The following is an 18,491-nucleotide window of genomic DNA, read 5'->3' on the forward strand; positions in this document are numbered from 1 at the left end:
GATACCGGACAAAATGCCAAACGGAGTTTAAGAACTTTCCTATAGGTCGTGTCTGAAGCCTGCGTGCAGGCCGTGCTACTTGCCAATCACTTCGCCGCGCATCGCGGCCAATCGGGCGATGAAGCGGTTTTGCACCGGCACCGGAACGTGCTCGCTGTCCATCGACGCGATCAGGTTCTCCACCAGCGCGTTGAAGTCGCTGGGCGTCAGGTTCTGGCCCTTGTGCGACTCGGCCAGACTGTCGCCGGTGTAGGTGCAGGGGCCATCGGCGACCACGCAGAACTTTTCGACCAGCCGGTCGCGCAGCAGGACGATATTGACCCGCCTGAAACGCTCGACGATCCGGTCGTCTTTGGCGGCGTTCAGCAGCATGCCTTCGACGATGCGCTGGATGCCGGCGCGCTGGCCGAGGTCTTGATACAAACTTTCGTCACGGGAGGGATGCTGAGCGCAACCGATCAGCAAGGCCAGCGTCAGGCCCATCAGAAAACGGATCATCAGAAGCTCCCCTGGACCGACAGATAGGTGCCGTTCTGGTTATCCAGCGTGGCAATTTCACCCAGCCGGGCGTAGGCCAGAACGAACGACACATGTTTGTTGGGGAAATAGCCGACAAATACATCCGCCCAATCGCTCTCGCCCGCAAAGGACAGGTTGTCGGGTTTTTCCCGGTATTCCATGCCCACGGCCCAGCGCGGGTTGAACAACACCGCCACCGAACCTTCCTTGAGCAGACTGCGACTGTCACGACGATCGCCACCAAATCCCAGCAGGCCGGTTTCGTTGGCCCGGCTGTAACGCACGCCGCCGTTGACGACCACGTTGTAGCCAAACGCCGCCCCCATGAACAGTCGGCTGGCGGTCAGGTAGCCCTCGACGTCCGAATCACGTCTGGCGCCTACCAGACTGGGAATCAGGAAGTCGTTCTGATGCTTGTATTGAACGCCCAGCGACACCTGCGGCAGGCTGTCGTAGATCAGATCACCGAACAGGCGCACCTTGACGCCGAAGACATCCTGACTGAGGTTGTCATCCGGCAGGCTCAGCCTGTGTTGCAACGGGCTGATATCGAAACGCTGATGCGCGTAGGAAAGCTCCACGCGGTTCCCGTAGGCGAGCGCCAGACCCGCCACATCCAGGTTGTAGTCCGGCAGATTGATGTGAGTGGCAAACGCGGTAGCACCCCACTCGCCCTGCTCGCTGTAGCCGGTGATCACGGCCCAGGGCGTAATGCCGCCGCCCGCGCTGCCTTCAATGTTACTGGCACCACCCGTGGCGATCAGACGACCGTTATCGGCCGACGCCAGCGGTACGACCGCCGCCAACAGGCAGCCCGACATCATTAATACTGTTTTATAAGACATGGCTCAACGCACCGTCTTTGCTGGATGAAGCGTGTGATTTGACGACCCAGCTTTCGAATGCAGCGGCGGGCAATGGCCGGCTGATCAGATAACCCTGGGCGGTATCGCAATGCCAGCGCCGCAACAGGTCCAGGCTGTGTTGATATTCAACGCCTTCGGCCACGACTTTGAGCCCAAGGTTGTGGCTCATTTCGATGGTCGAACGCACGATGACCGCGTCCTCGCTGGTTTCATCCAGGTTGCGCACGAAGGATTGGTCAATCTTGAGTTCCTGCACCGGCAAACGCTTGAGGTGCGCCAGTGACGAGTAACCGGTGCCGAAGTCGTCCACCGACAGGCTGATGCCACAGTCGCGCAGGCGATGCAGCACCACCAGTGCTTTTTCCGGCTCGCTCATGATGGCGCTTTCGGTGATTTCGAAGACCAGTTGCTCTGCCGGTACGTCGTACTGTTCAAGCAGACGCATGACGAATCCGGCCAGGTCGTCGCCCAGCAGGTCGTCAGCGGAAATGTTCACCGAAACCTGCAGCACCAGACCGCGCTTGCGCCAATCGGCCAACTGGCGCATGGCTTCTTCGATGACCCAGTTGGTCAGCACATGAATGCTGCCGGTGCGCTCGGCCAGCACGATGAATTCAGCAGGCGAAACGTTACCGAACTGCGGATGACTCCAGCGCAGCAGCGCTTCAGCCTGACGTACAGTGCCTTGGCGGATGTCCAGCTTGGGCTGGTAATGCAACACCAGCTCACCATTTTGCGGCGCCTTGCGCAGATCGCGGATCAGGCTGATTTGACGCTGGTGCGCCAGGTCGCGGCCGTCCTGATAGATCTGCAGACGCCCCGGCAGGAACGCAGCGTCCTTGCGAGCGATGGCTGCACGGTTGACCAGTTCCTGCGCCGAATGACCATGTTCCGGGTAGACCGTGATACCGACGCAGCAGTCGAGCGCGATGTCGTGGTTATCGATCCGCTGCGGCTCGCTGAGCAAGCGTTGCAAGGCGTCGCCGGTTGCCACCGCGCCGTCACTGGTGGTGTGGTCGAGCAACAGGAGAAACTCGTTGGCCGACAGGCGTGCCACGGTATCACCGGCGCGCAGCGTGCTCTGCAAACGCTGGCCCACTTGCCGCAGCATCTGCTCCACCCCTTCGGTGCCGGAGCCTTCATTGATCGCGGCAAGGTTTTCGATGCTCAGGTACAGCAGCGCCACTGGACGTTCTGCAGAAATGGCGCTGCCCAGTCGCTCCATGACCAGCGCGCGGTTGGGCAGACCGGTCAGATTATCGTGCAGTGCGTTGTGCGCCAGTTGCCCTTCGCGCACCGCAATGCCGTGCTGCATGGTGTTGATCGCAGCCGCGAGCATGCCGAGTTCGTCACTGCGGGCCATGTTGACCGGGGTTTCATAATCGCCGTCACCAATACGCTTGGCCGCGATGGCCAGCGCACGCACCGGCAGCGACACGCTGCGAGCCAGCGCCAGTGTCCCGATCAGCGAAGCCAGCAACGCTGCCATGGAAATCCAGAAAATCTTTTCATCCAGCGGTGCAAAGGCCTGCAAGGCTTTGTCCAGCGGGCTTTGCAGCAACGCGATGACCTGATCATCGCCAGGATTTCCGGTGCTGGCGAGCATCAGCGTCTGACTGAGGAAGTTCAGGTTCGACTGCTCGGTGAGCCGCATCTGTCCACCGGAAGAACTGCGCATCAGATCGATTAGCCCCGCATGCAGGGCTTCGGGCTGGGTACTGATCAGACTGCCTGGTTGCCCATGCTCGACCGTGAGGAACGACACCTCCAGACCGCTGAGCGAGCGCAGCTCTTCGGCGATGTCGCTGTCGATGGAAAACCCCATGACCACCCGACCGATCGGCAACGGCGCCAGCACGGTGCTTTCAACCAGCAAGTGAGGCGTTCCGCCGCCCGGCACGATCAGCACCGACTGACCGCTGCGCTTGGCGGTACGCAATGCCTGGTCATAGACGAACTGCGACCCTTCACGCACTTCAGGCACGGTGCTGGCGATCACCACGCCGTCCATGCCCAGCAAAAACATGTCGCTGGCGTTGATGCGCTTGCCATGGTTGAGCAGTACTGAACGAATGGTCGATGCGTCGGAACTGGCCACCGCATCGCGAAACCCGAAGTCGGCGGAGAGCAGTTGCACCGCATCACGCAGCCGCTTGCCGCGCAGGTCGATCAAACGCTCGAATACACGACTGCCCACTTCCAGTTGTGCCTGGGCCTGTGTGCGCACGGCATCACCCGTCGCCACCTTGACCGCAAAAAACACAGCGCACACCACGATCATCAACAGGGCAATCAAAACCCCCGCGATGCGCGCCTGGAAGCTGACTTTAAGGTTCATTCATGCGCTGCCTTATGAAAGGCATCGCCAAAGCCGCTGGTCGCCGGCCTTGCAGGCTTGTCGTCGGCTTTCAACTCGACCGGCAGGCTGAAGCGCTGAGTAAGGCCAGCGGCCGGAATGTCGAATTCGCCGCCGGAAACCGGCTGCATATCCTCGATCTGCGGGTGCCAGAGCGTGGCCTGGTAATGACCCGCGGGCATCTGGTCGAGCTTGATCATGCCGTTGCTGTCGGTCACACCGAACCAGGGCTCGTCCGTGACATAGATGTAGCCGACCATCCAGTCATGAATGTTGCAGCCCAAAACCACGACGCCCGGCTTGTCGAACAGCAGCGGTTCGGAAGGCGTGCCCTCGTACAGGCGCAACTCGAAGCGCTTGGCCGGAGAAAAGGAATAGACCTGATGGCGGATGTTGTCGCTGTTGGGGAATTTGACCTGAGTGCTGGTGTGAACGGCCAGCACATGAGGCGCGAACTCCTGATCGCGTTGATCCATCGACGCCTTGAGCGGCGCGGGTGTCGGGTCGGGCGGGCCTTTGAGGGTCACCACGGCATCGGCCAGTGGCTTGCCCTGCTTGTCGAGCATCTGCGCCGTGAAGGTTGCGGCCGAAGCACTGGCCGCCGATACCGCGAACAGTCCAGCAAGCAGTGCTGAAAAAAATACGTTGGTCATAACCGATTCAACCCAAGACGGCACAGTGCCGCATAGAAATAAGCCAGCCCTGGCGACATCCGAGAGATCCCGGCGAGCGCTGAAACCAGCGTTTTTATCGCCACTATTCACACTATCGACCGAAGCCATTGAAACCTGAGGATGCTTGCCCCATCTAAGAGCCATGTTCAATTTCTCAGGTGCCCCATGAGCGACCAGCAGACAGACTCGCAAGATTTGCCGAACGATGCAGCCGAGCACGACATGTCGCTGAGCTCCGACAGCACCTCCCTTGCCCTTCCCGGCCAGAACCTGCCGGACAAGGTCTACATCATCCCGATCCACAACCGTCCGTTCTTCCCGGCCCAGGTCTTGCCGGTGATCGTCAATGAAGAGCCATGGGCCGAGACGCTTGAGCTGGTCAGCAAGTCCGAGCATCACTCCCTTGCGCTGTTTTTCATGGACACGCCGCAGGAAGATCCGCGCCACTTCAATACGGGTGCGCTGCCCGAGTATGGCACTTTGGTCAAGGTTCACCACGCCAGCCGTGAAAATGGTCGCTTGCAGTTCGTGGCGCAAGGTCTGAGCCGTGTGCGAATCCGCACCTGGCTCAAGCACCATCGCCCACCGTATCTGGTAGAAGTCGAGTACCCGCAGCAGCCCAACGAGCCGACCGACGAGGTCAAGGCCTACGGCATGGCTTTGATCAATGCGATCAAGGAACTGCTGCCGCTCAACCCGCTGTACAGCGAAGAGTTGAAAAACTATCTGAATCGCTTCAGCCCGAACGATCCATCGCCGCTGACCGATTTCGCGGCGGCGCTGACCTCAGCGACCGGCGTCGAGCTGCAGCAGGTGCTGGATTGCGTGCCCATGCTCAAGCGCATGGAAAAAGTGCTGCCGATGCTGCGCAAGGAAGTCGAAGTCGCGCGCCTGCAGAAAGAAATTTCCGCCGAGGTCAATCGCAAGATCGGCGAGCACCAGCGCCAGTTCTTCCTCAAGGAACAGCTCAAGGTCATTCAGCAGGAGCTGGGCCTGAGCAAGGACGATCGCAGCGCCGACATCGAACAGTTTGAGCAGCGCCTGGAAGGCAAGACCCTGCCTGCGCAAGCGCGCAAGAAGTTCGACGAGGAAATCGGCAAGCTCAAGGTGCTGGAAACCGGCTCGCCGGAATACGCCGTGACACGCAATTACCTGGACTGGACCAGCTCCCTGCCGTGGGGCGTCTATGGCGCGGATAAGCTGGATCTCAAGCACGCGCGCAAGGTGCTCGATCAGCACCATGCCGGTCTGGATGACATCAAGGCGCGGATCCTCGAGTTCCTCGCGGTCGGCGCCTACAAGGGCGAAATCAGTGGTTCGATCGTGCTGCTGGTCGGTCCGCCCGGCGTGGGCAAGACCAGCGTCGGACGTTCGATTGCCGAATCGCTGGGTCGTCCGTTCTATCGCCTCAGCGTCGGCGGCATGCGTGACGAAGCGGAAATCAAGGGCCATCGCCGCACCTACATCGGCGCCCAGCCCGGCAAGCTGGTGCAGGCACTCAAAGACGTGGAAGTGATGAATCCGGTCATCATGCTCGACGAAATCGACAAGATGGGCCAGAGCTACCAGGGCGACCCGGCGTCAGCGCTGCTGGAAACCCTGGACCCGGAACAGAACGTCGAATTCCTCGATCATTACCTCGACCTGCGCCTGGACTTGTCCAAGGTGCTGTTCGTCTGCACCGCCAATACCCTGGACTCGATTCCCGGCCCGTTGCTGGACCGTATGGAAGTGATTCGCCTGTCCGGCTACATCACCGAAGAAAAACTCGCCATCGCCAAGCGCCACCTGTGGCCCAAGCAACTGGCCAAAGCGGGCGTTGCCAAGAACAAGCTGACCATCAGCGACAGTGCTCTGCGAGCGGTCATTGAAGGCTATGCGCGTGAAGCCGGTGTGCGGCATCTGGAGAAACAGCTGGGCAAGCTGGTGCGCAAGGCGGTGGTCAAACTGCTGGATACGCCTGACTCGGTGATCAAGATCGGGCCAAAGGACCTGGAAGCGTCGCTGGGCATGCCGGTGTTCCGCAGCGAACAGGTGTTGTCGGGCACAGGCGTCATTACGGGTCTGGCATGGACCAGCATGGGCGGCGCGACGCTGCCGATCGAAGCCACCCGCATTCACACCTTGAACCGGGGCTTCAAGCTGACCGGTCAATTGGGTGACGTGATGAAGGAATCTGCGGAAATTGCCTACAGCTATGTCAGCTCCAATCTGTCGAAGTTTGGCGGTGATGCGAAGTTCTTTGACGAAGCATTCGTGCACTTGCACGTACCTGAAGGCGCGACGCCAAAAGACGGCCCGAGCGCCGGCGTGACCATGGCCAGCGCTCTGCTGTCCCTGGCCCGCAATCAGCCACCGAAGAAAGGCGTCGCCATGACCGGCGAGCTGACCCTGACCGGGCACGTGCTGCCAATTGGCGGTGTAAGGGAAAAAGTGATTGCGGCGCGTCGTCAGAAGATCAACGAACTGATCCTCCCCGAGCCGAATCGAGGCAACTTCGAGGAACTGCCGGACTACCTGAAGGAAGGCCTGACGGTTCACTTCGCCAAGCGCTTTGCCGACGTAGCCAAGGTTCTGTTCTGACAGACAACGCCGGTGCTCCTGCGCATTGGGCAGGAGCCATTGCCTCCAGCCTGATCTCCAACGCCTGCACAGCGGTCATCCCGGACAAGTCCGGGATGACCGCTCCCGGCTCCCCTCAAAAACCCTGATCGGTTATCCTCCAGCATCGTCACGTAAAACCGGACCTTGCCATGACCCGTGCCCGCCTCCTCGCGCCCTTTAGCCTCGCTCTGCTGAGTGCCTGCGCCCAGACACCGAAGAACATCGTTTCCATCGACAGCCAGAGCGACTGCCCGCTGACGCTGAAAACCGGCCAGACGCTGATCCTGACCCTGCCCAGCAACCCGACTACCGGCTTTCGCTGGCTGACCCAGAACCCTGCGCAAAATATCTTGCGCAGCCTCGGGCCTGAGGTCTACGCCAACGGCGGCAACAAGGAAATGATCGGCAGCGGCGGCGAATCGGTCTGGCGTTACAAAGCCAGCGAAGCAGGCAGCGGGCGGCTGCTGATGGTCTATCAGCAGCCTTGGGCGCCGGAAGTGCCGCCAGAGCAGACCTTCGACTGTTCGATCAAGGTCGACTGAAGCCTTCTCGCTACGTTGCGCGGCGACTCATCCGAGAAGCTGCGCTGCCCCATGCATCCCGTCGACAACTTGGCTAGAATGCCCGCCTTTCAAAGCCTTCGCCGGAATCGCCGTGAGCAAAGAACCCGACCGCCTATTCGCCCAACCGCTAGCCCAGGTGCCTGACTTCGCCTTCAACGAAGACGTGGTGCGCGTGTTTCCGGACATGATCAAGCGCTCGGTGCCCGGCTATCCGACGATCGTCGAAAACCTCGGCGTGCTGGCTGCACAGTTCGCACAGCCAGACACGGTGCTGTACGACCTGGGCAGCTCGCTGGGCGCAGTCACTCAGGCATTGCGCCGCCATGTGCGCCACGAAGGCTGCCGGGTAATCGCCATCGACAATTCGGCGGCGATGGTTGAACGCTGTCGCGAATACCTCAATGCCCAGAACTCGATGTTCCAGGAGCTGCTGCCGGTGGAGGTGGTAGAGGGCGACATTCTGGCTCTGAGGTTCCAGCCAGCCTCGGTGGTCGCGCTGAACTTTACCCTGCAATTCATCGCCCCCCAACAGCGTCTGGAACTGCTTGGCCGGATCCGCAGCGCGCTGGTGCCTGGCGGTGCGCTGATCCTGTCCGAAAAACTGCGCTTCGATGATGGGCAGGAACACGCGTTACTGACTGACCTGCACATTGCCTTCAAGCGCGCCAATGGTTACAGCGATCTGGAAATCGCCCAGAAACGCAGTGCCATCGAAAACGTCATGAAGCCCGACAGCCTCGAAGAACATCGCCAACGCCTGCTCGCCGCCGGATTCTCCAAAGTGGTGCCGTGGTTCCAATGCCTTAACTTTGCCTCGTTGATTGCCCTGCCATGATTGATCTCGCTCCGCTCGTCCGCCGTCTGGCCGCAACTCCGCTCGCGGCCTGGGCCAACGGCCTGCAAGCCCAGCTCGACACCAAGATGACCAAAGGACACGGCGATCTGCAGCGCTGGCAAAGCGCGCTGGACGCCCTGCCCGACCTGACGCCGGACCGGATTGAGCTGACTGACAGCTTTACCCTGGAAACCGCGTGCAACGGCGAAACACGCACCGTACTGCGCAAGGCGCTGATGGGTTTGTCGCCATGGCGCAAAGGACCGTTCAACGTGTTCGGCGTCCACATCGACACCGAATGGCGTTCGGACTGGAAATGGTCACGGGTATCGCCGCACCTCGACCTGAAAGGCAAGCGCGTGCTGGATGTGGGCTGCGGCAATGGCTATTACCAGTGGCGCATGCTGGGCGCCGGTGCCGACTGCGTGATCGGCGTCGATCCAAACTGGCTGTTCTTCTGCCAGTTCCAGGCCATGCAGCGTTACCTGCCCGAGCTGCCCGCCTGGCACCTGCCGTTCGCGCTGGAGGATCTGCCCGCCAATCTGGAAGGGTTCGACACGGTGTTTTCCATGGGCGTGCTGTATCACCGCAAATCGCCCATCGATCACCTGCTGGCGCTGAAAGACTGCCTGGTCAAAGGCGGCGAACTGGTCATGGAAACGCTGGTGATACCGGGCGACGTGCATCAGGTACTGGTGCCGGAAGACCGCTACGCACAGATGCGTAACGTCTGGTTTCTGCCGTCAGTGCCCGCGCTGGAGCTTTGGATGCGTCGTGCGGGCTTCACCGACGTGCGTTGCGTGGACGTCAGCCATACGACAATCGAGGAGCAGCGCAGCACCGAATGGATGCGCTATCAGTCGCTGGGCGACTTCCTCGACCCGACAGACCACAGCAAGACCGTCGAAGGCCTGCCCGCGCCGATGCGGGCAGTGATCGTCGGGCGTAAACCTTGAACGAAGTGCTTATCGTGCCGCCGCCACGATCAACGCCTTCATCTCGGCCACCGCCGCCTTGAAGCCGACGAATAGCGCATGCGCGACCAACGCGTGACCGATGTTCAGTTCATTGATGCCCTTGATCGCGGCGACCGCTTCGACGTTGTGATAATGCAGGCCGTGACCGGCATTGACGATCAGCCCATGGTCCAGACCAAAGGTCACGCCATCAGCAATCCGCTGCAGCTCTTCAGCCACCTCCGTCGGCGTCTGCGCATCGGCGTAGCGGCCGGTGTGCAGTTCGATGGCGGGTGCGCCGACTCGCCTGGACGCTGCAATCTGACGCTCGTCGGCATCAATGAACAGCGACACCTCACACCCGATCTTCGCCAGGCGTTCGACCGCAGCCTTGATGCGGGCTTCCTGACCGGCGACGTCCAGCCCGCCTTCAGTGGTCAATTCCTGACGCGTTTCCGGCACCAGGCACACATGCGCCGGACGAATACGCTCGGCAAACGCCAGCATCCCTTCGGTCACGCCCATTTCGAAATTCATGCGGGTCTGTAACACATCCTTGAGCAACAGCACGTCACGCTCCTGAATGTGACGACGGTCTTCACGCAGATGCACCGTAATGCCATCGGCGCCCGCCTCTTCGGCGTCCAGCGCGGCCTTGACCGGATCCGGATAACGCGTGCCGCGGGCCTGACGCAAGGTGGCCACGTGATCGATGTTCACGCCAAGAAGAATGCGAGTGCTTTGAGTCACGGAAAGTCTCCTGAAGGAATTCGAAGCAGGCCGCAGAGCATAAAGCCTGACTACGGCTTGCGAAACAGTTCGCGGCTGACGAGTGGTCGGCCGCCCAAATGTACGGCCAGGGCCTGGCGCATCAAGCGCTTGGCCGCCGACAACGCGCCGGGGGCGCTCCAGTCGGCTTCGGCCATGGCCAGCAATTCAACACCCTGAAACAGGCCGGGTTGCAACAGGTAGACCCGCTCGAGCCCGGCGTCGACCTGCAGACGGTACATGCCGTCGGCGGCCAGGCGTTCGCCGTTGATATCGGTGTCCAGCGCAAAGCCGTACCCCAAATCATCCAGCAAACGCCATTCGAAAGAACGCAGCAAGGGTTCCAGCGGGCGGCCTTGGGCCAGCGCAACCAGGGTGGCAGCGTAGTGATCGAACACGGCGGGATGCGGGTCTTCGGACGGGAGCAGGCGAATCAGCAGTTCATTGAGGTACATGCCACTGAACAACGCCTCGCCTGTCATCCAGGTGGCGACACCGGCACTCTCCATGCGACCGACGTTCTTCAGCTCGCCTCGCCCGCGAAATTCGACTTCAAGCGGCACAAAGGGGCGCGCCAGCGAACCGGCCTTGCCCTTGGCGCTGCGCAGCACCGCCCGCAGCCGTCCTTGAGGCGTGAGGAAATCGACCAACGCGCTGTTTTCGCGATACGCACGGCTGTGCAACACATAAGCAGGTTGGCCGGTTGGCGTGCTCATCGGGCAGGCTCGAAAAGGAAAGTGTTCACCCGGCCTCAAGGGTTATCCTGGCCGGGTGACGGGCAGCCTAGAGGTCGCCGTAGCCCAGCGAGCGCAGTGCACGCTCGTCATCGGACCAGCCGCCTTTGACCTTGACCCAGAGGTTGAGCATCACCTTGGAGTCGAACAGCAACTCCATATCACGACGGGCATCGCTGCCGATGCGCTTGATGCGCTCGCCCTTGTCGCCAATGATGATTTTCTTCTGGCCATCGCGCTCGACGAGGATCAGGGCGTGAATATGCAGCGTTCTGCCCTGCTGCTTGAACTCTTCGATCTCGACGGTGATCTGGTACGGAAGCTCGGCACCCAGCTGACGCATGATCTTCTCGCGAACCAGCTCTGCGGCCAGAAAGCGGCTGCTGCGGTCGGTGATCTGGTCTTCCGGGAAGAAGTGGTCGTTCTCCGGCAGATGCGATGCAATCAGGCCTTCCAGCGCTTCGAGATTGTGACCGTGCTGCGCGGAAATCGGCACGATGGACGCATTTGGCAACTGGCCTTGAAGCCATTCCAGATGCGGCATCAGATCGCTCTTGTCTTCAATGCGGTCGGTCTTGTTGATTGCCAGAATGACCGGCCCCTGAACGTACTGAACACGCTCCAGCACCATCTGGTCTTCATCGGTCCAGCGCGTGCGGTCGACAACGAAGATCACCACGTCGACGTCCTTCAACGCAGCCGATGCGGTCTTGTTCATGTAACGGTTGAGGGCTTTTTCGCCATTTTTGTGCATGCCCGGGGTGTCAACGTAGATCGCCTGCACGGCGCCTTCGGTCTTGATGCCCAGCATGTTGTGGCGAGTGGTCTGCGGCTTGCGCGAAGTGATCGCCAGCTTCTGCCCCAGAATGTGATTGAGCAGCGTGGACTTGCCTACGTTGGGGCGGCCGACGATGGCAACATAGCCACAGCGTGTTGCAGTTGAATCAGTCATGACCGTTCTCCACGCCAAGGGCAATGAGTGCTGCGGCCGCGGCTACCTGTTCGGCAATCCGGCGGCTGACACCCTGACCTCGACTCTTTTCATTCAATAAGGTGATCTCGCATTCGACGAAGAACGTCCGGCAATGCGGTTCACCCTGGATATCCACCACTTCGTAACGCGGCAGCTCACAGGCCCGCGACTGCAGAAACTCCTGCAATCGGGTTTTCGGGTCCTTGTTAGTGTCCACCAGCGTCAGGCTGTCGAACTCGGTCGTCAGCCATGCCAGCACACGCTCACGCGCAGCCTCCATGCCCGCGTCCAGATAGATCGCGCCGATCAGCGCCTCGAGGGCGTCGGCCAGAATCGATTCACGACGGAAGCCGCCGCTCTTCAGTTCGCCAGAGCCCAGACGCAGATACTCACCCAGATCGAAACCACGCGCCAGCAGCGCTAGCGTCTCGCCTTTCACCAGACGCGCCCGCAAACGGGACAACTGGCCTTCGCGGGCCTGCGGGAAACGCTCGAACAGCGCCTCGCCCGCCACGAAGTTGAGAATGGCATCGCCGAGAAACTCCAGACGCTCGTTGTTGCGACCGGCAAAACTGCGGTGGGTCAGGGCCAGGACCATCAGTTCCTGATCCTTGAAGGTGTAGCCGAGCTGACGCTCAAGGCGGCTCAAGGATACGCTCACGGTCTGCCCACGCTCAGTTGCTTGTCGAACTTGATGACCACGTCGATGTTCTGAATCAGTGGCTCACGCTGCTCGTAATTCAAATGGGCTTTGAACGCGTTGTTCTCCACCGTTACTTTTAAAGCCTTGTTCAAATCTATATCCCGGATGCTGTTGAGCTGCATGCTCTTTTCGACATAACTGTAAAATTCGTTGACCGTGGTGATATCCAGGCCCTTGTTCGTCTCGACCGCTTCGATGATTTTCGTCATCTCCATGTAATCGAGGTAGTGGGGAACGATCTTGAGCGCGGTGCTGACCGCAAAGGCGACCAGTGCCAGCGTCAGCAGCCATCCCACCCAAGACAACCCTTTTTGAGAAGCAGGGAACGTCGTGTTCACTGTTGACCCTCCTGGACGCACTGCCAGCGGCAGGCCGAAGCTGTCCCAAATGACATGCGGCGCTGCTCAGGCAGCGCCGCACGGATTATTTGATCAACCCTACGCGTGAAAAATTAGGGAAGTGACTCAGTTTAGGCTCGGGCCAGCTCATCCAGACAGCAAACGCCTTACCGACGATGTTCTTGTCCGGAACCATGCCCAGCTCGTCCTTAGGAATGTTGGGGTCATCCCAGTAACGGCTGTCGTTGGAGTTGTCGCGGTTGTCGCCCATCATGAAGTAATGCGCGGCAGGTACGGTCCACTCGCTGTCCGGCGGTGCACGGTAGCGGCTCATTTCCTGACGGATCTGGTGCTCGACGCTGCCTAGTTGCTCTTCGTACAGCTCGGCGCTGCCCAGTGTACCAGGCTCGGTGCCGATCAGCTTTTTGGCAACCAGTTCGCCATTGACGAACAGCCGCTTGTCGCTGGTATAGCGAATCCGGTCACCCGGCAGGCCGACCACACGCTTGATGTAGTTGACGCTCGGGTCGCTAGGGTAGCGAAACACCATCACGTCACCACGCTGTGGATCACCAATCTGGATCACCTTCTGGTCCAGTACCGGCAATCGGATACCGTAGGAGAACTTGTTCACCAGAATGAAATCGCCCACGTCCAGCGTCGGCTTCATGGAGCCCGACGGAATCTGGAAGGGTTCGACCAGAAACGAGCGCAGCACCAGCACGATAAACAACACCGGAAAGAACGATTTGCCGTATTCAACCAGCAGAGGCTCTTTGTTCAATCGCTCGACGACGGCGATGTCAGGCTCTTTGACGCTGCCCTGATAATTGGCGATGGCGACCCGCCGGCGAGGCGCCAGGAAAGCCAGATCAATCAGTGCAAGCACGCCACAGACGAAGACAGCGATGACCAACAACAGCGGGAAATTTAGTGACATAGGACCTGACTATTCCAACCTGAGCACTGCAAGGAAAGCTTCCTGTGGAATTTCCACGTTGCCGACCTGCTTCATGCGTTTCTTACCGGCCTTTTGCTTCTCCAGCAGTTTGCGCTTACGGCTCACGTCGCCACCGTAACACTTGGCCAGTACGTTCTTTCTGAGTGCCTTGACGGTTGTCCGGGCCACGATCTGACCACCAATGGCGGCCTGAATTGCCACGTCGAACATCTGCCGCGGGATCAGCTCTTTCATCTTCTCGGTCAATGCGCGACCCTTGTAATGCGCATTGTCACGGTGAACGATCAGCGCCAGGGCGTCGACCTTCTCGCCGTTGATCAGCACATCGAGCTTGACCAGGTTGGCAGACTGGTAACGGTCGAAATGGTAGTCCAGCGACGCATAACCACGGCTGACCGACTTGAGACGGTCGAAGAAGTCCAGGACCACTTCGTTCATCGGCAAATCGTAGCTGACCTGAACCTGCGTTCCGAGGAACAGCATGTCATGCTGCACGCCGCGTTTTTCAATGCACAACGTGATGACGTTGCCCAAGTGCTCCTGAGGCACAAGAATATTTGCCCGAACGATAGGTTCGCGCATGTCTTCAATGGCCGAAACATCTGGCAGTTTGGACGGGTTATCGACGTAAATCGTTTCGCCTGTCTTGAGCAGAAGCTCGAAAATAACCGTGGGCGCAGTGGTGATCAGGTCAAGATCGTATTCGCGCTCCAGACGTTCCTGGATGATCTCCATGTGGAGCATGCCGAGGAAGCCGCAGCGGAAACCGAAGCCCAGCGCATCGGAGCTTTCCGGCAGGTATTGCAGCGAGGAGTCGTTGAGCGTCAGTTTCTGCAACGCCTCGCGGAAGTCTTCGAAATCATCGGAGCTGACCGGGAACAGACCGGCGTACACCTGAGGCTGGATACGTTTGAAGCCTGGCAGCACTTCGACATCCGGCGTGGAGCTCAGAGTCAGGGTGTCACCGACCGGCGCACCATGAATGTCCTTGATGCCCGCAATGATGAAACCCACTTCGCCAGCTTTCAGGTCCACGGTCGCGGTGTGCTTGGGGTTGAAGACCCCGACGCTGTCAACCAGGTGCATCTTGCCGGTGGATTTGACGAGGATCTTGTCGCCCTTCTTGACCCGACCGTGACGCACACGTACCAGAGACACAACGCCCAGGTAGTTGTCGAACCAGGAGTCGATGATCAACGCCTGCAGCGGATCTTCGATGTTGCCGGTCGGCGCCGGAATGGTAGTCACCAGGCGCTCGAGCACCTCGTCGACGCCCATGCCGCTTTTGGCACTGCAGGCCACGGCGTCAGTGGCGTCGATGCCGATGATTTTCTCGATCTCTTCCTTGACGCGGTCCGGATCGGCCTGCGGCAAGTCCATTTTGTTCAGTACCGGCATGACCTCAAGGCCTTGCTCGATAGCGGTGTAGCAGTTGGCAACCGACTGAGCCTCGACGCCCTGCCCCGCATCGACAACCAGCAGCGCGCCCTCACAGGCCGCCAGCGAGCGGCTGACTTCATAGGTGAAGTCCACGTGGCCCGGGGTGTCAATGAAGTTCAGCTGGTAGGTGATACCGTCTTTGGCCTTGTAGTACAGGGTAACGCTGTGGGCCTTGATGGTGATCCCGCGCTCGCGCTCAAGATCCATGGAGTCAAGCACCTGCGCTTCCATTTCGCGCTCGGACAGGCCGCCGCACATTTGAATGAAGCGGTCGGCCAGCGTCGACTTGCCATGGTCAATGTGGGCGATGATGGAGAAATTGCGGATATGACTCAAATCACTCACGGATCAACACTCAAAAAGGTTGCAGGCAGATTGCCCGCCGAAAAATAGCCGGGAATTGTACCTGAAGGATGCCCGAGGCGTCACGCTTGCAGGCAGATGGATCAGCGCAACGCTGAAATGCAGACGTGAAAAAGGGCGGTCGGCGCCGCCCTCCTTCACTCGGCCAGCCTGTTATTCAGCCAGCTTGAACGTGATGAACGTCGCACGGCCCTGACGCAGGACGCGCATCGAGACAGAACGGTCCTTGGGCAGGCTTTTCGCCACTTCGGTGAACTGCTTGGCCGAAGTGATCGCCTGGTTGTTCAGGTGGGTGATCACGTCACCCGCCTGCAGACCGATCAGGGCAGCCGGACCACCGGTCACTTCCTTGATGGCCACGCCACCCTTGATGTCCAGCGTCTTCTTCTGTTCGGCAGTCAACTCGATCACCGAAACACCAAGGCGGTTGCTGCTGCGCTCGGCACCGGCACCCGGTACGCCGCCCATCTCCTGACCTTCATCCGGCAGCGCGCCGACGGTCACGGTCAGGTTCTGGCGCTTGCCATCACGGATGACCTCAAGTTCGGCCTTGCTGCCGTCCTTGAGATTGCCAATCAGGTGCGGCAGGTCCGCAGACATGATGATCGGCTGACCGTTGGCACTCAGAATAACGTCACCCACCTGCAAACCGCCCTTGGCGGCAGGACCGTCTTCAAGCACCTGTGCAACCAGCGCACCGGCAGGCTTGTCCAGACCAAAGGATTCAGCCAGGTCCTTGTTGACCTCCTGAATCACGACGCCCAGCCAGCCGCGGCTGACTTTGCCGCTGGCCTTGAGCTGATTGGCAACGTCCATGGCTACGTCGATTGGAATCGCGAACGACAGGCCCATGAAGCCACCGGAGCGGGTGAAGATTTGCGAGTTAATACCCACCACTTCGCCAGCCATGTTGAACAGGGGACCGCCGGAGTTGCCGGGGTTGATCGCCACGTCGGTCTGGATGAACGGCACGTAGGTGTCGTTAGGCAAGCTACGACCCTTGGCGCTGACGATACCTTTGGTCACCGAATGATCGAAACCGAACGGAGAACCGATCGCGAGCACCCACTCACCCACTTTGAGCTTGTTGGAGTTGCCCAGCTTGGCGGTTGGCAGGTCCTTACCTTCGATTTTCAGAACCGCCACGTCGGTGCGTGGATCGGTGCCGACCAGCTTGGCCTTCAATTCGCTGCGATCGGACAGGCGCACGAGAATTTCGTCGGCACCGTCGATGACGTGGTTATTGGTCAGCACATAGCCGTCGGACGAAATGATGAAGCCCGAACCCAGCGATTGGGCTTCGCGCTGACGGTCACCTTTTCCTGGCGGACGCGACCCCGGCGGCATGCTGCGCTCAAGAAACTCGCGAAGCATGGGCGGAAGGCCTTCAAGATCCGGCACCTGCTGGTTGGCAATGGCGCGATCAGGCAATTTCTGACGGGTGCTAATATTCACGACCGCCGGCGATGCCTGCTCGACCAGCCCAGTGAAGTCCGGCAAGTCTTCAGCCTGAACGGCAGCGACCTGCCCGAGCATCAGCACGGCGGCAATGAATGATAGGTAAGATTTCATGCGTGGTATCGACATACGGCTCCCGTTCACAACGAGCAAAATTAAGCAGTACAAGTCAGCTGACTCAAAGAACCGGCACCGCGTGATGCCTGTCTCCAGCGCTTTTTACGGCCCCACAAACGACAAAGGCCACAGCTGCGAGGCTGTGACCTATAGAAAAAAACGAGTTGTTTTGCAACTTGCAAAGCTCACCAAACATTTCAGCGCCTCTGCCCATGGCCAGTTTGACTGCGGTCTGGCGGCTCACCGAGCCCAAGATGAAAAATTTTACATCCTGGGCGCTTTTCAGGGTCTTGCACTAATTTTTTGCCTGAGCATCAGTGCTGCGGATCGACAACGCAATGCGCTCAGCGGTCCCCAACGGTATTTCTCCGACCACGGTGACCATGGTGTCGCCCTGAGGCGTGGTCAGACGTCGCGATACTGCAACGGTCGGCCCCAACTGGGTGCGGATGTCCGAGGACGCGTTCCCGTTTACAGGCTCGATAAACACCGAGAATCGCGCCAGGCCGTCGCCGTACATCAGGCTGGTCACCGGCGAATGGGATTCAGGGTCCTTGCGAACACCACTGCTGCTCAACTCGAAGCCTGACGGCAACCAATCGGAGCGCCATGCAACCGGACTGGCCTGGGTCTGAGGCCTGGTCTTTGTCACGACGACAGGTTTGCAATCGGCACTGGCCTGCAGAGACTGCTCGGTCGGGCCGTTGGCAGTATCCAGATCGGTGAACTGGAAGCGTTCCAGCAACTGGCCTTTATCACTCAACAGCAGCGACTTGAGTGCAAGGCCGGTTTCGTTATCGATATGCAATTCCATACCGTAGCGATGCTGGTCCTTGGGTGTCACAGCGACAATAGTGGCCTGACGACCGGCAACCCTCGACTTGCCGACAACCTTCATGTCGTACCAGTCAGAGAGTTTCTTGACGTCGAATGTTCGCGAAGAAGCGCCGGAAGTGTTAGTCACACCGGCTTCAAGGGTGCCGCTGACGCACTGGGTAAGCCCGTCAACGCGTGACACCTCCTGAGCGGATCCATCAAGTTGCAACAAGCGCTCACTGATCTTGCCCTCCGCTACGCGGTGCCAGATCCGGTGGGTAGAAAAACTACCGTTACGCTCGTAAACGAATGTGCCTTGATAGCTCTGCTGCTGATCAACCTGCCCAAGACGTTTGAGCATGTCTTGGGCATCATCAGCATGCACTGGGAGGGCAAGCCATCCACCAAGCAACAACGGCAGTAGAGGGACGACTCGCATGTTCCTCC

17 protein-coding genes are annotated in these 18,491 nt (G+C 59.7%); 4 read left to right on the forward strand and 13 right to left on the reverse strand.

Translation table 11 applies throughout. The annotated features are described in order from the left end of the window. Positions 1–75: 75 nt before the first annotated feature. Genes BZK31_RS21765 through BZK31_RS21780 form a run of 4 tightly spaced genes read right to left on the reverse strand, consistent with a single transcriptional unit; the run spans position 76 to position 4,394 of the window. Positions 76–498 carry a group I truncated hemoglobin gene (locus tag BZK31_RS21765; protein WP_083185336.1) on the reverse strand — a complete coding sequence of 141 codons (423 nt, stop codon included), beginning with the start codon at positions 496–498 and terminating at the stop codon, positions 76–78. Beyond that, positions 498–1,364, reverse strand: a complete 867-nt coding sequence (locus tag BZK31_RS21770) for a DUF3034 family protein (RefSeq protein ID WP_083185338.1) — start codon at positions 1,362–1,364, stop codon at positions 498–500. The genes BZK31_RS21765 and BZK31_RS21770 overlap by 1 nt, the downstream gene beginning before the upstream one ends. Then, positions 1,354–3,723, reverse strand: a complete 2,370-nt coding sequence (locus BZK31_RS21775; RefSeq protein ID WP_083185340.1) for a putative bifunctional diguanylate cyclase/phosphodiesterase — start codon at positions 3,721–3,723, stop codon at positions 1,354–1,356. Before BZK31_RS21775 ends, BZK31_RS21770 begins: the two co-directional genes overlap by 11 nt. Beyond that, positions 3,720–4,394: a methylamine utilization protein gene (locus tag BZK31_RS21780; RefSeq protein ID WP_083185342.1), complete on the reverse strand. Its 675-nt coding sequence runs from the start codon at positions 4,392–4,394 to the stop codon at positions 3,720–3,722. The genes BZK31_RS21775 and BZK31_RS21780 overlap by 4 nt, the downstream gene beginning before the upstream one ends. A gap of 186 nt (positions 4,395–4,580) precedes the next feature. On the opposite strand from BZK31_RS21780, the gene lon reads away from it, so the two are divergent. The 4 genes from lon to cmoB all read left to right on the forward strand — a co-directional run bounded on the left by lon (position 4,581) and on the right by cmoB (position 9,373). Then, a complete protein-coding gene (lon, locus tag BZK31_RS21785) occupies positions 4,581–6,998 on the forward strand; it encodes an endopeptidase La (RefSeq protein WP_083185344.1) in 2,418 nt (805 codons plus the stop codon). A 170-nt stretch (positions 6,999–7,168) separates the two neighbouring features. Continuing rightward, positions 7,169–7,561: a protease inhibitor I42 family protein gene (locus tag BZK31_RS21790; protein WP_083185345.1), complete on the forward strand. Its 393-nt coding sequence runs from the start codon at positions 7,169–7,171 to the stop codon at positions 7,559–7,561. 112 nt (positions 7,562–7,673) lie between these two features. Further along, on the forward strand, positions 7,674–8,417 hold the full coding sequence (gene cmoA / locus BZK31_RS21795) for a carboxy-S-adenosyl-L-methionine synthase CmoA (protein ID WP_083185347.1): 744 nt from the start codon (positions 7,674–7,676) through the stop codon (positions 8,415–8,417). Then, positions 8,414–9,373, forward strand: a complete 960-nt coding sequence (gene cmoB, locus BZK31_RS21800) for a tRNA 5-methoxyuridine(34)/uridine 5-oxyacetic acid(34) synthase CmoB (protein WP_083185349.1) — start codon at positions 8,414–8,416, stop codon at positions 9,371–9,373. Before cmoA ends, cmoB begins: the two co-directional genes overlap by 4 nt. 9 nt (positions 9,374–9,382) lie before the next feature. Here the strand turns inward: cmoB and pdxJ are convergent, their stop codons facing one another. From pdxJ to BZK31_RS21845, 9 genes are all read right to left on the reverse strand, one after another. After that, positions 9,383–10,123, reverse strand: coding sequence for a pyridoxine 5'-phosphate synthase (pdxJ, locus tag BZK31_RS21805; RefSeq protein WP_083185351.1), 741 nt, complete (start codon positions 10,121–10,123; stop codon positions 9,383–9,385). 50 nt (positions 10,124–10,173) lie between these two features. Next, positions 10,174–10,857 carry a DNA repair protein RecO gene (recO, locus tag BZK31_RS21810; protein WP_083185353.1) on the reverse strand — a complete coding sequence of 228 codons (684 nt, stop codon included), beginning with the start codon at positions 10,855–10,857 and terminating at the stop codon, positions 10,174–10,176. A 67-nt stretch (positions 10,858–10,924) separates the two neighbouring features. Beyond that, positions 10,925–11,827: a GTPase Era gene (gene era, locus BZK31_RS21815; RefSeq protein WP_083185355.1), complete on the reverse strand. Its 903-nt coding sequence runs from the start codon at positions 11,825–11,827 to the stop codon at positions 10,925–10,927. After that, the gene (rnc, locus tag BZK31_RS21820) at positions 11,820–12,509 is read right to left on the reverse strand and encodes a ribonuclease III (protein ID WP_083185357.1); all 690 of its coding nucleotides are present in this window, start codon (positions 12,507–12,509) and stop codon (positions 11,820–11,822) included. Before rnc ends, era begins: the two co-directional genes overlap by 8 nt. Further along, complete coding sequence (locus BZK31_RS21825) at positions 12,506–12,889, reverse strand: DUF4845 domain-containing protein (protein ID WP_083185359.1); 384 nt, start codon at positions 12,887–12,889, stop codon at positions 12,506–12,508. Before BZK31_RS21825 ends, rnc begins: the two co-directional genes overlap by 4 nt. A gap of 85 nt (positions 12,890–12,974) precedes the next feature. Continuing rightward, positions 12,975–13,829, reverse strand: coding sequence for a signal peptidase I (lepB, locus tag BZK31_RS21830; RefSeq protein WP_083185361.1), 855 nt, complete (start codon positions 13,827–13,829; stop codon positions 12,975–12,977). 9 nt (positions 13,830–13,838) lie between these two features. Continuing rightward, positions 13,839–15,635 (reverse strand): translation elongation factor 4, encoded by a 1,797-nt coding sequence (gene lepA, locus BZK31_RS21835; protein WP_083185363.1) that lies wholly within the window; start codon positions 15,633–15,635, stop codon positions 13,839–13,841. Between the two features lie 171 nt (positions 15,636–15,806). After that, the gene (locus BZK31_RS21840) at positions 15,807–17,189 is read right to left on the reverse strand and encodes a DegQ family serine endoprotease (RefSeq protein ID WP_415639725.1); all 1,383 of its coding nucleotides are present in this window, start codon (positions 17,187–17,189) and stop codon (positions 15,807–15,809) included. A gap of 334 nt (positions 17,190–17,523) precedes the next feature. Next, a complete protein-coding gene (locus BZK31_RS21845; protein WP_083185367.1) occupies positions 17,524–18,483 on the reverse strand; it encodes a MucB/RseB C-terminal domain-containing protein in 960 nt (319 codons plus the stop codon). Positions 18,484–18,491: the final 8 nt, after the last annotated feature.

Origin of the sequence: Pseudomonas floridensis (assembly GCF_002087235.1) — a bacterium.
Taxonomy (GTDB): domain Bacteria; phylum Pseudomonadota; class Gammaproteobacteria; order Pseudomonadales; family Pseudomonadaceae; genus Aquipseudomonas; species Aquipseudomonas floridensis.